Annotated in this window: 13 protein-coding genes; 8 read left to right on the forward strand and 5 right to left on the reverse strand. The window is 50.6% G+C overall.

All coding sequences use genetic code 11. The features are described from left to right. Positions 1 to 40 precede the first annotated feature (40 nt). The 3 genes from CEK60_RS17820 (at position 41) to CEK60_RS17830 (ending at position 2,511) form a co-directional block, all read left to right on the forward strand. Positions 41 to 871, forward strand: a complete 831-nt coding sequence (locus CEK60_RS17820; protein ID WP_089040130.1) for a CsgG/HfaB family protein — start codon at positions 41 to 43, stop codon at positions 869 to 871. A gap of 268 nt (positions 872 to 1,139) precedes the next feature. Then, complete coding sequence (locus tag CEK60_RS17825) at positions 1,140 to 1,688, forward strand: hypothetical protein (RefSeq protein ID WP_089040131.1); 549 nt, start codon at positions 1,140 to 1,142, stop codon at positions 1,686 to 1,688. 61 nt (positions 1,689 to 1,749) lie between these two features. Beyond that, on the forward strand, positions 1,750 to 2,511 hold the full coding sequence (locus CEK60_RS17830; protein ID WP_089040132.1) for a hypothetical protein: 762 nt from the start codon (positions 1,750 to 1,752) through the stop codon (positions 2,509 to 2,511). 73 nt (positions 2,512 to 2,584) lie between these two features. Here CEK60_RS17830 and CEK60_RS17835 read toward each other — a convergent pair whose 3' ends face one another. From CEK60_RS17835 to CEK60_RS17855, 5 genes are all read right to left on the reverse strand, one after another. Beyond that, entirely contained in the window at positions 2,585 to 2,965 is a 381-nt protein-coding gene (locus tag CEK60_RS17835) for a hypothetical protein (RefSeq protein ID WP_226916919.1), read from the reverse strand. 73 nt (positions 2,966 to 3,038) lie between these two features. Beyond that, a complete protein-coding gene (hemL, locus tag CEK60_RS17840) occupies positions 3,039 to 4,319 on the reverse strand; it encodes a glutamate-1-semialdehyde 2,1-aminomutase (RefSeq protein WP_089040133.1) in 1,281 nt (426 codons plus the stop codon). Positions 4,320 to 4,355: 36 nt separating this feature from the next. Then, complete coding sequence (gene thiD, locus CEK60_RS17845) at positions 4,356 to 5,165, reverse strand: bifunctional hydroxymethylpyrimidine kinase/phosphomethylpyrimidine kinase (RefSeq protein WP_089040134.1); 810 nt, start codon at positions 5,163 to 5,165, stop codon at positions 4,356 to 4,358. Continuing rightward, on the reverse strand, positions 5,165 to 5,596 hold the full coding sequence (gene hemJ, locus CEK60_RS17850) for a protoporphyrinogen oxidase HemJ (RefSeq protein WP_089040135.1): 432 nt from the start codon (positions 5,594 to 5,596) through the stop codon (positions 5,165 to 5,167). The genes thiD and hemJ overlap by 1 nt, the downstream gene beginning before the upstream one ends. A gap of 22 nt (positions 5,597 to 5,618) precedes the next feature. Further along, positions 5,619 to 7,409, reverse strand: coding sequence for a chloride channel protein (locus tag CEK60_RS17855; RefSeq protein ID WP_089040136.1), 1,791 nt, complete (start codon positions 7,407 to 7,409; stop codon positions 5,619 to 5,621). Positions 7,410 to 7,607: 198 nt separating this feature from the next. Here CEK60_RS17855 and argC point away from each other — a divergent pair, with 198 nt between their 5' ends. From argC to CEK60_RS17880, 5 genes are all read left to right on the forward strand, one after another. Next, the gene (argC, locus tag CEK60_RS17860) at positions 7,608 to 8,642 is read left to right on the forward strand and encodes an N-acetyl-gamma-glutamyl-phosphate reductase (protein WP_089040137.1); all 1,035 of its coding nucleotides are present in this window, start codon (positions 7,608 to 7,610) and stop codon (positions 8,640 to 8,642) included. A gap of 215 nt (positions 8,643 to 8,857) precedes the next feature. Then, positions 8,858 to 9,211: an iron-sulfur cluster insertion protein ErpA gene (gene erpA, locus CEK60_RS17865; protein ID WP_038479889.1), complete on the forward strand. Its 354-nt coding sequence runs from the start codon at positions 8,858 to 8,860 to the stop codon at positions 9,209 to 9,211. 149 nt (positions 9,212 to 9,360) lie between these two features. Continuing rightward, complete coding sequence (locus tag CEK60_RS17870; protein WP_038479887.1) at positions 9,361 to 10,131, forward strand: transporter substrate-binding domain-containing protein; 771 nt, start codon at positions 9,361 to 9,363, stop codon at positions 10,129 to 10,131. Between the two features lie 98 nt (positions 10,132 to 10,229). Beyond that, the gene (locus CEK60_RS17875) at positions 10,230 to 10,901 is read left to right on the forward strand and encodes an amino acid ABC transporter permease (protein ID WP_038479884.1); all 672 of its coding nucleotides are present in this window, start codon (positions 10,230 to 10,232) and stop codon (positions 10,899 to 10,901) included. Between the two features lie 10 nt (positions 10,902 to 10,911). Further along, the gene (locus CEK60_RS17880; protein ID WP_038479881.1) at positions 10,912 to 11,670 is read left to right on the forward strand and encodes an amino acid ABC transporter ATP-binding protein; all 759 of its coding nucleotides are present in this window, start codon (positions 10,912 to 10,914) and stop codon (positions 11,668 to 11,670) included. Positions 11,671 to 11,746: the final 76 nt, after the last annotated feature.

An 11,746-nucleotide genomic window follows, 5' to 3' on the forward strand; every position in this document is an offset into this window, starting at 1 on the left:
TAATAACGACTAACGCTATCTGCTTTGTCAGGGGATCATTATGAAAATTATCGCCTCAATTGTCATCGCTAGCCTACTGAGTGGCTGTGCAGGAATGGTGGCAACGTCCGAAAATTTAGAAGGTGCTGAAGCAACACTCACGCCCAGAGGAGCTACCTATCAGGATCTTGTATCGCTTCCGCCACCGTCAGGAAAGATATTTGTCTCTGTGTATGATTTTCGCGACCAAACAGGGCAATACCGGCCAGCTCCCGCCAGTACGTTTTCAACTGCGGTAACCCAAGGGGCTGCAGCCATGCTTACCGGAGCCCTGTCTGACTCTGGCTGGTTTATACCGCTTGAACGTGTTGGGTTACAAAACTTGTTAACTGAACGACGTATTATTCGCGCAGAATTCGAACGTTTTGGGCAGCCCGATACGCTGCCATCGTTAAGAGCAGCGTCGGTTATGTTAGAGGGCGGCATTATTGCTTATGAATCGAACGTACGGACCGGGGGAGCCGGTGCTGAATATTTTGGCATTGGGGCGTCAGGCCAGTACCAGGTAGATCAGGTGACGGTGAATTTACGTGCGGTGGAAATCTCAACAGGCGAAATATTAGCTAACGTGACCACCACCAAGACCATCTATTCAAAAGAGCTACGAGCTGGGGTTTATCGCTTTATTGATTTCAGACGCTTATTAGAGGCCGAAGCCGGTATAACTACAAACGAACCGGTTCAGCTCGCGGTAATGTCAGCAATAGAATCTGCTGTCATTCACCTTGTAGCGAGAGGCATCGAAAATCGATTATGGAATCTTGCTCCCGGAACCAGTATTCAAGACACCATTTTAGATGACTATCTTAATGCATCGATACCTATGCTTTAGTAAAAATTAATCAAGGGAACACTACTCAAATAAAACTATAAAAAACAATGGCCACTCGACAGAGTGGCCTTTTTTATTTAAAAAAACAAATACAATGCAATTAGAGAACTAACAAACCAGTAATTAAGAAAGTGGTAAACACAAAATATTATAAACGTTAAACATATAACCACAGCATTAAAAAAACTTCCTATAGCGTCATTTTCAGAATGGTCCAAACTCAATCCATGAAACAAAAAGACACATTGAGTTTCAAAAGGATTTAAAAATGAAACATTATAGCTATCGGCTCAGAACAACTACAGCGAACAGAATTCGTTGTCGTGCTGCGATAACGATAGCCATTGCACTGCTAACTTTTTCTTCTGTGTTACAAGCCAATGAGAATGAAAGCGACTTATTTAACAGAAGTGCAAGAGTTACTCAGTTTGCGGCCATTGATAACGCCGCGCTACACAGCAATCTAAGCATCATTCGTCAACAAGGTAACAATAATAAAGCAAGTGTTGCACAGTCACGTTCTGTGAGTTATCAGCTTTCTAACTTTGCCTATATCGATCAAATCGGCAACGGTAATCAAGCAAGCATAATGCAAAGTAACGGAAATAATACCGGAATTATTTGGCAAGTGGGCGATGACAACACCGCCTCTATTAATCAGCAAGGTAATAGTTCCTCATTTAAAGCTGACATTTATCAAAATGGATTTAAAGGTGACGTTTCAATTTCGCAATCGGGCAGTGGCTTACGTAGTGTGAGTGTCCAGCAACAAAACCTTTCGGGCAATGCACGACCAGTCACTATCGATACCTACTGAGTCGCCAGCTGCTTCTCAGTAAACAACCAAAGCAAGTCGATCGAAAAAAAGGGGAAACACCATGAAAACTCAAATGACCGTTATCGCTGCTGCTGTTGCAATGGCTGTTAGTTTCTCTAGCCAAGCGCGTGACTTTGATAACTCTACAACAAATCCTGCTGCTAATGCAGGCTCAAACCCTGCGTTTGTAAACCAGCAAGATATCCGTGAGGGCATGAACGGCTTTGATCGTGATCCAATGCGGACTTCGCTTATTTTCCAGACTGGTAACAATAACATGGCTGAAACTGATCAGTATGATGATGAGCAATACTCACGTGTTGGCCAGGAAGGTAATAACAACAACTCTTATGTTTATCAAAGCGGCGATCAGCATGAGTCGATTGTTTATCAGATAGGCAATCATAATGATTCCGTCGTCGTGCAAGATGGTGGCAGCCTTAACGACTCCTATGTACGTCAACAAGGCGACAACAACAGCTCTAATGTTGCTCAATTCTTGAACACTGCGCAAAGCGACTCAATTGTTGAGCAGTTCGGTAACGGAAACGATGCTGACGTTTATCAAGCATTAAATACTGACGAAACCTGGAGCTTTATCCATCAAGATGGCAACGACAATGAAGCCAATGTCCTTCAGGTTGAAGCAGATCTGAGCGCCTCCTATATTTTCCAAGGTGGCGACGGTCATGTAGCGAATGTCTTCCAGACAGGTAACAGCAACGTGTCAACCATTCGACAGAACACCGTTGGTGGTAGCGCAGCTTCAGCAACTCACTTCCAGGCGGGTAACAACAACTCTGCTATCTCTACTCAGTGGTAAGCATCTTTGTAGGTACGTCTGTAAGTACTTACTTAGCTCAGGAAACCGCCCCCTTCGGGGCGGTTTTTTATGTTTAACGCACCATTACCGTTAACGTGCCGCCTTTTCCTTGGGTAGCAGAACGCGAGCGGTTGCTGCCTTTAAGAATATCGACTTCTAAACGATCATCTTCGCTGAGCAGTTTTACCGTACCTTCAAGCGTGGTGCCTTCAAAGGTAAATTCAGCGGGCACTGTGCCGCGTGTTTCGGGGTGTTCAATGGTTTCATCGTTATGAGTAATGCGCCACTGGGCTGAGAATTCCGCGCCTGGTGTGCCGCCCATAGTGATATGAATCTGAGTCATATCCTGCTCCTGTGCGGCCATCCCCGTTAACGGTAGGCCAAGGGTGAGAACAGCGGTTAACAATATGCCGTTAAAGCGTGAAGAGTGCCAAGCCAGTTGTCGTTTCATCATGTGTTTACCTCACTAACCACAGAGCCGCTCGATAGGAGCGGCTCTTGAAGTGTAGCAGGCGCTTTACTTGATGTTACATAACCGCAAAGGCTTTTTCTGCAGCATCCAACGTTAGCTGAATATCTTCCGGCGTGTGGGCACTCGACATAAAGCCTGCTTCATAGGCAGAAGGTGCGAGATACACACCGTGATCCAGCATGGCACCAAAGAAGCGGCGGAAAGCATCGGGGTTGCAAGCAGTGGCTTGGGCGAAGTTATCCACACGGGATTGCGACGTAAAGAAAACGCCAAACATGCCACCTGCGGATTGGGTCATCATCGGTATGCGGGCAGCGTTGGCACGCTCTTGCAAGCCAGTACACAACGTTTGCACCCGTTGAGTCAGCGCATCATGGAAACCAGGCACCTTTAGTTTGGTTAGCAGAGCAACCCCTGCAGCCATGGCCAGCGGGTTACCGGACAGCGTACCCGCTTGGTAAACCGGCCCCAGCGGCGAGATATTCTGCATAATTTCTTGTTTACCGCCAAACGCCCCAACAGGCATGCCGCCACCAACAATTTTACCTAAGCAGGTAAGGTCAGGCGTAACAGCGTAATGTGCCTGAGCGCCACCTAAAGCGACGCGAAAACCGGTCATGACTTCATCAAAAATCAAAATACTGCCGGATTCATTGCACACCCGGCGCAACGTTTCTAAGAAACCCGGCTGGGGAGGAATGCAGTTCATATTACCGGCGACCGGCTCCACGATAATGCAGGCAATTTGCTCTCCGATCTCTGCAAAGCACGCTTCCACCCCTTCAGGATCGTTATACGAAAGCGTGATGGTGTGCTCAGCCAGTGATGCGGGTACACCTGGCGAGCTAGGTTCCCCGTGGGTTAACGCACCTGAACCCGCTTTGACGAGCAATGAATCCGAGTGGCCGTGATAATTACCTTCAAACTTGACGATTTTGTCGCGCCCCGTTGTTCCGCGCGCAAGGCGAATGGCCGACATCGTCGCTTCGGTGCCCGAGCTGGTCATACGCACCATTTCCATGGAAGGAATCATTTCACAGATCAGATCAGCCATGGTGGTTTCGACAGCGGTCGGCGTACCAAAGGAGAGGCCGTTATCTAACCGTGCTCGCACGGCGGCCAGTACATCCTGATCGGCATGCCCAGTGATCATCGGGCCCCATGAGCCGATATAGTCTACGTAGCGGTTACCTTCCACATCGAATAAGTAGGCACCCTGAGCACGTTCCATAAAAACAGGCGGGCGATGGAGGCCTTTAAAAGCACGAACAGGGGAGTTAACACCACCCGGAATGTGACGACTGGCGAGGTCAAATAGTTCTGCAGATGTGGTCATGGCATCCTCAACATTAATGGCTTACTGCCAATGAGATCAAAAGCGTACGGGGCGTGGCAAGCGTTTCGGTAAACACTGTCCGCTAGGGGGCTGATAGCCATGAGACAAACTCTCCCAGGTAAAGTGCTGAGCTTGCTCACAGGCAGTTGGTAAGCGCTCACCAACGGCTAAACGAGCCGCAAGCGCTGAGGCTAATGTACAACCTGATCCGTGAAATACTTCAGGCAAACGTGGCCACTGCCATTGGCGCGTGGTGTCAGGAGAGTGCAGCGTGTGCACAACCTGTTGCGTATTACCCGGGAGTGGATTGTCGGTGGCAGTCACAAGGACGCCTTGGCAACCCTGCGCCAGCAACGCAACAGCGCGCGCCGTGTCATCCAAAGGGTCGGTTATCTCAGGCGTCAGTGCAGCAAGCTCAAACCGGTTGGGCGTTACTATATCCACAAGCGGTAGCAAACGATCTATATAAAGCTGCTGCAAGGCGGGTGTGGATAACTTAGCGCCGCCACCTGCTTTTAATACCGGGTCTGCGACGACAGGGATTCCTGGAAAACGGCGGATAATTTGTTCCGCTGCACGCAGCGTCGCCTCATCCGCCAACAGCCCCAACTTAATAGCCGCAATTTGCATATCACCTAACGCTTCCGCCATTTGCCGCATTGCAGCAGGATCTGCAGGCAGGGTGCGTATCACATTATGGCAATTTTGAACGGTCAAAGCAGTTGGAATGGTGACTGCCCAGCCATCACAGGCAGCTATCGCTTCGCTATCAGCCACTAACCCAGCCCCCCCGGTGGGGTCATGGCCAGCTAGCACTAAAACAACGGGAGGAAGAGGTTGGCGCATCAAAAGGGCTTCACCACCGCCAGGATAATAATCGCGATTAACGCAATCACGGGCGCTTCGTTAAACCAGCGGAAAAACACATGGCTTTTGGTGCAGCGGGCTTGATCAAATTGCTTCAAATAAATTAAGCAAACATGATGATAGGCGATTAACAGAGCGACAAGCGTTAACTTAGCGTGCATCCACCCTTGGCTCAACCAATCGGGTACAAGATAAAGCATCCAGCCACCAAAGATCAGCACAATGATCATCGATGGCGTCATAATCCCACGGTACAACTTACGCTCCATGGTTTTAAAGTAAGTGATCGCTTGCTCATCGCCTGTGTCCCGCGCCATGGCGTGGTACACATACAGTCGCGGTAAATAAAATAGCGCAGCAAACCAGGTAACAACCGCCATCAAATGAATGGCCTTTACCCATAAATACATGGTCTCTCCTTAGGCGTTGGGCTCATTGCTGGGAATCAGCACCGCGGGGGTCAGTGTAGTGATAATAACGTTCGATAGCGCCACGCGTAATGATACCTGAAATTCGCTGCTGCTTTGGTCGATAACCATGCACGACATAGAGTGCGCCTAGCGCATTGTCCTGAAGTTTTAGAAACGCTTCCGATAGCGTTGCTTGTAATCCGATAGGTGCCATTTCAAGCCGCTGCCCAGGGATCTCAAGCAAATCAATGAACTCGTCTTCTGGTGGGGCTTCGTCTTGCAGCGCTTCATCATGCTCCAGTAACCAACGCGCAAGCTCAGCGGCTTTAAGCGCCAGCACGGGTTTTTCTGCACTGGAGCGCTCAATCACTAGCCACACAGGATTCGTTTCCAACAGACGCCGTGCCTGATCAGGCGTAATCATTCGATCTGTGCGTACTAAGTGGCGCTCCATTACCGCTGGCACCGATACTCGCGAAAGCGCCTGCATTAAAGGCTGCTGTAACGGATGTAAGCCGTAGCGCACCGAGCTAATAAAAAAGCCCTCGCAACCGGTAAGCTGACGAGATGTTAGGCAGGCAACCACCACAACGAGCATGCCAGGCAACATGATATGTGGCGAATGCGTTAGTTCAAGTAACGCCATTAAGGCGGCAAGCGGTGCTTGCAATACAGCGCCCATCATTGCCGCCATGCCCAGCATGGCATAAATGCCAGGGTCTGCCGCTTTATCTGGCCATACCCAACCGCCCAACATTCCCCCTAGAGCACCGGTGGCAGCACCGACCACTAGCACGGGGCCAATAATGCCGATTGGTACACCTCCTGCCACGGTAATGGCAGTAATCAATAACTTCGCGATCATCAATGCCAACAACACAGTAATGGCCAGCTGATTATTCAACATAGCCGCAACGCTGTCGTAACCAATGCCTTGTACTTCAGGAAACCACCACGCAACAGCGCCCGTTATCACCCCGACGGCACCTAACCTAAGCCATAGCGGCCACTGCTGTAAGTACTGGCTACGCGAAAGATGAATAAATACGCCCGCTAATAGGCCAATCACCAAACCAATAATGACCACCCAAGGCACATTCATTAACGAACCTAGGGCAACTTCAGGAATGCGAAACGCCGGTTCGTTGCCATACACCAATTGAGCGACTAATGCCCCCATGGTAGAGGCGAGTATCACCGGCATAAAGCTCATCAGGGTGTATTCCATCATCACCACTTCCATGGCGAAAATCACCCCTGCGATTGGCGTATTAAATGATGCAGATATACCTGCCGCCGTACCGCAAGCAACCAACACCCGTAAACTGTTATTGGGCAAGCGAAGCTTGAGACCTAAGCCGCTGGATGCCGCTGCGCCCAGATGAATGGCAGGGCCTTCACGTCCTGCTGAGAGGCCACCCAGCACAGACACAACGCCCACCCACCACTGGTTAAGCCAGTTGCGCATAGGGAAACGTCCCTGGTGATAGGTGAGACGCTCAATCACATGGCCAACACCTAACTTACGGGCGGCAGCCTTTTGGCGATAGAGCAGTGTGCCAATCAACGTCACGGCAATCATCGGCAACAGTGCACGAAGCCATGGTGCGAGTCCTTCAAAAGCCTCAGGATTGCCCTCAGGCATATAAAGGGCAGCGCCGACCTCTAGCAATAAGCGAAAAGCCACCATCACCGCGCCTGTGATCACCCCTGACACTAACCCCAGCACACACAGCTGAGGCAGGGCATCAACATTCGCCAGTTGGCGACGAAAACTTTCTAAGGTGAAATCTGACCGGGAAAAACGTGCCACAACGTCCGTCCTTGCGCCTATTATTCGCTTTTACGCATCATGTTCGCGTTAGTGAACATATGCCTGTTTCCCTATAGCGCTCTTACGCGCCTGCTCTCTTGTGTATCATAGCTAGCTACAGTTCAACAGCCTGAGGTATCTCATTAGGCTGTTAATTATTGTTGGGTCTGACTGTGCGTAATGCGCAAGGAGTGGTTTGTGATTAAGGTTGGCATTGTAGGCGGTACCGGCTATACCGGCGTTGAGCTGTTACGGTTACTTGCCCAGCATCCCCAGGTAAGCGTAGAAGCCATTACCTCGCGCTCGGAAGCAGGCGTGAAGGTATGCGATATGTATCCCAACCTGCGCGGCCACTATGACGCCCTCACGTTTAGCGAGCCAGACGCCAAGAAACTGGGTGCACTGGATGCGGTGTTCTTTGCGACACCCCACGGGGTCGCCCATGCACTAGCAGGCGAACTGCTCGACAATGGCACGCGAGTAATCGACTTATCTGCGGATTTCCGGCTGCGCGACGCCGCCGAATGGAGCCAGTGGTACGACCAGCCCCATGGCGCCCCGGAACTGCTAAAAGAAGCTGTGTATGGCCTGCCAGAAATGCATCGTGAGAAAATCAAAAAGGCCCGCTTAATTGCCGTACCAGGATGCTACCCAACGGCTGTTCAACTCGGCTATCTGCCACTTTTGGAAGCTGGTTTGATTGACCCAGGCCAGTTAATCGCTGACTGCAAATCAGGCGTTACCGGCGCAGGCCGTGGTGCCAAAGTTGCCTCGCTGCTAGCTGAGGCCAGCGAATCGATGAAAGCCTACGGTGCGTCCGGACATCGCCATTTGCCTGAAATTCGTCAAGGCTTGAGCGATATGCAGTCAAACGCCGTAGGGCTTACCTTTGTGCCGCACTTAACGCCGATGATCCGCGGCATTCATGCCACGCTCTATAGTACGCTGACTGAAGAGCCGGGCGATTTACAGGCACTCTTTGAGCAGCGTTACGCTCACGAGCCGTTTGTTGACGTCATGCCTGCAGGCAGCCATCCGGAAACTCGCAGCGTCAAAGGCAACAATACCTGCCGTATCGCTGTTCACCGTCCTGGTAATGGCAATACCGTAGTCGTGCTCTCGGTCATTGATAACCTCGTTAAAGGCGCATCAGGCCAAGCGATTCAAAACCTCAACCTCATGTTTGGCTTTGACGAAAATATGGGTCTCAACGCCCCAGCGTTGATGCCTTGAATCACACCAAATACCAGCATGCAGAGGGCAGCTCAAAGAGGAGGTCATTTGCCAGGGAAGGCAAATGTAGCGTCCAAGGAAGGATTCAAAGCGCCTCCTCGGCGAACTACCCTCTGCTTGATACCCCAACACAATAGTTGACCATTTTGCTGGGAATTACCCATAATCACACTCCGATGCCGATTATTCGTTCTTAAAGCTCGCGGGAGGTACCCATGAGCGGTGCAGAAGCTTTTGTTCCAACGCCTCTACTATTGTCTGATAGTGCTAGGAAACGCATCCAAGCACTTATAGCAGAAGAGGCTAACCCTGCGCTGAAACTCCGCGTTTATGTCACCGGTGGTGGCTGCTCGGGGTTCCAGTATGGGTTTGATTTTGCTGAAAACGTGGCCGAAGACGACACGTTAATTGAATTTGGCGATGCGATCCTCGTCGTCGATCCTCTCTCCTACCAATACTTGGTGGGTTCAACCATTGACTATGAAGAAGGGTTAGCAGGTGCCCGTTTTCGTGTTCAAAACCCCAACGCTACGACCACCTGTGGCTGTGGAGCTTCCTTCATGGTCTAACCAACGTTGGTAACAACCCCCTCCCCGTGACTTGACGCCTTGGTGGTTTCTCGCCAAGGTTAAAAGGTCAATAACGGTTGCAGACGGAATTTATAAGCGTAAATCTTCTTTAAATCGCGTCGCTAACCAAATAAAACACGGGGAAACGAATGAATTACCTACTAAAAAAATCTGTCATTGCTACCGCCCTTGCACTGGGCTTAGGCAGTACCACTGTCGCGTTTGCACAAACGCCTACTGTCAATGTGGCCACTGACCCAAGCTTTGTACCGTTTGAAATGATGGATCCAGAAACTGGCGAAATGATCGGTTTCGATATGGATATCATCAACGCAGTCGCCGAACGTGCAGGCTTTGAGGTTAACCTCACCACGATGGAATTCTCTGGCATCATTCCCGCCGTCCAAACCGGCAGCCAGGAAATCGCCCTTGCAGGCATCACCATTACAGATGAGCGTGCCGAAGTTGTCGACTTCTCCGCTCCCTACTATGACTCAGGTCTGCAAATTATCGTGCGCGCCGACAACGAAGAGGTCTCTTCGCTTGAGGACCTAGCGGGTCTCACCATTGCCACCAAAATCGGCTCTACCAGCTACGACTTCCTTCAACAGGAGCTCGGCGAAGATGCCGACATTACTCCCTATCCAGGCACCGCCGATATGTACATGGCGCTGTTAGGGCGCAACGTTGATGCCGTGCTGTACGACGCCCCTAACGTTGCCTACTTCTCACAGACCCGTGGCGAAGGCCGTACCAAAGTGGTTGGCCCGCTGTATGAAGGCCAGCAGTACGGTATCGTTTTCCATAAAGGCAGCGAGTGGGTAGAGCCTACCAACGAAGCACTTGCTTCCATGCGCGAAGACGGCACCTATGATGAAATTTACACCAAGTGGTTTGGTGAAGCCCCCAGCGCTGAATAACATCGCTGTTCGCTATCACTAACGAGCGCTTTTCATCTCAGGGCCGGGCGGCTATTCCCCCGGCCCTGTGTCGTTGTTTATTTTTCTGGAGATAACGCGTGGACGTTAACTTTCAGTTTGATTGGTCGGCCGCATTTGGGTCGATCCCTTATCTGTTACCAGGTATTCCTTGGACGCTGCTTATATCATTCGGCGGCCTAGCGATCGGCTTCTTTATTGGCATATTCTTTGGTTTATTGCGTATTAGCCCAGTGCGCTGGCTGCGCTGGCCAGCAGTTTTGTACGTCGAAGTGTTTCGCGGCACGCCCATTTTAGTGCAGGTTCTGTTTATCTTTTATGGCTTACCCCAATTGCTGGGAGGCCCGATCAACGCACTCGTTGCCGGCATTGCCGCGATCGCCATTAATTCAGGGGCTTATATCTCTGAAATTGTACGAGGCGGCGTGCAGTCTATCGAACGTGGCCAGCGAGAAGCATCACTTTCGCTAGGCTTGTCTCGAACTCAATCTTTTCGCTACGTAATTTGGCCCCAAGCCCTACGGCGCATGATTCCTCCACTGGGTAACCAGGGCATCATCAGTATCAAAGATACCTCGCTATTTTCTGTTATCGGGGTCGGTGAATTAGTCCGCCAAGGGCAAATTTATATTGCCACTACCTTTACCGCACTAGAGGTCTATTTCATGGTGGCGCTGATGTACCTTGCCATCACCTGGACTCTCTCTTTGATTCTGCGCCAAATTGAGCGCAGAGGCCTCGCAGGACAATAAGGAACGTGCAATGACCTCTACCCAATCGCCAATTGTGCGTATGCAGCAGCTCAATAAGCATTTTGGCAGCCTGCACGTACTCAATAATGTTGATCTTGAAATTGTGCCTGGTGAAGTCGTCGTTATCATCGGTGCCAGTGGCTCTGGTAAATCAACGCTCATCCGCTGTATCAACGGCTTAGAAGAGTTTCAAGCCGGCTCTCTTGATGTTGATGGCAACCAATTACTGCCCAACGGTAAAAGCAGTAAAGCGCTACAAACTATCCGTACTGAAGTCGGCATGGTGTTTCAGCAGTTCAACCTTTTTCCCCACTTGAGCGTACGCGACAACGTTACCCTTGCGCCCATGAAAGTGCGGGGGTGGAGCCGCCAAGATGCCGAAGAGACCGCTGAACGACTGTTAGAGCGCGTTGGTATTGCCGACCAAGCAGATAAGTACCCAAGCCAGCTCTCGGGTGGGCAGCAGCAGCGTGTGGCGTTAGCCCGGGCGTTAGCCATGGAACCCCGCCTGATGCTGTTTGACGAGCCTACATCAGCGCTTGACCCTGAAATGATTGGTGAAGTGCTGGATGCCATGCGTGAACTTGCCAAAGAAGGCATGACCATGGTGATAGTGACCCATGAAATGGGCTTTGCCCGTGAAGTGGCAGATCGCGTTATTTTTATCCATAAAGGCGAAATTGCCGAACAAGGCCCTCCCGAGCAACTGTTCGATACGCCACAACATGAGCGAACACAATCCTTTCTTGCACGTGTTTTGAAGCATTAATGTCGGAATTAATCTGACTTTTTTGCCCATTTTTGCCCCGTTAAATGGCCTGTCACCGCGACAGGCCATTTTTTTT

The organism is Halomonas sp. N3-2A, from assembly GCF_002216165.1.
Lineage (GTDB): Bacteria > Pseudomonadota > Gammaproteobacteria > Pseudomonadales > Halomonadaceae > Vreelandella.

What these genes read in the sequence shown, in the direction of transcription:
- CEK60_RS17870 (WP_038479887.1), top strand. Translation starts at nt 9,361, where the DNA reads ATGAATTACCTACTAAAAAAATCTGTCATTGCTACCGCCCTTGCACTG.
- hemL (WP_089040133.1), bottom strand. Translation starts at nt 4,319, where the DNA reads ATGACCACATCTGCAGAACTATTTGACCTCGCCAGTCGTCACATTCCG.
- CEK60_RS17830 (WP_089040132.1), top strand. Translation starts at nt 1,750, where the DNA reads ATGAAAACTCAAATGACCGTTATCGCTGCTGCTGTTGCAATGGCTGTT.
- CEK60_RS17820 (WP_089040130.1), top strand. Translation starts at nt 41, where the DNA reads ATGAAAATTATCGCCTCAATTGTCATCGCTAGCCTACTGAGTGGCTGT.
- CEK60_RS17825 (WP_089040131.1), top strand. Translation starts at nt 1,140, where the DNA reads ATGAAACATTATAGCTATCGGCTCAGAACAACTACAGCGAACAGAATT.
- hemJ (WP_089040135.1), bottom strand. Translation starts at nt 5,596, where the DNA reads ATGTATTTATGGGTAAAGGCCATTCATTTGATGGCGGTTGTTACCTGG.
- CEK60_RS17880 (WP_038479881.1), top strand. Translation starts at nt 10,912, where the DNA reads ATGACCTCTACCCAATCGCCAATTGTGCGTATGCAGCAGCTCAATAAG.
- CEK60_RS17835 (WP_226916919.1), bottom strand. Translation starts at nt 2,965, where the DNA reads ATGATGAAACGACAACTGGCTTGGCACTCTTCACGCTTTAACGGCATA.
- erpA (WP_038479889.1), top strand. Translation starts at nt 8,858, where the DNA reads ATGAGCGGTGCAGAAGCTTTTGTTCCAACGCCTCTACTATTGTCTGAT.
- thiD (WP_089040134.1), bottom strand. Translation starts at nt 5,165, where the DNA reads ATGCGCCAACCTCTTCCTCCCGTTGTTTTAGTGCTAGCTGGCCATGAC.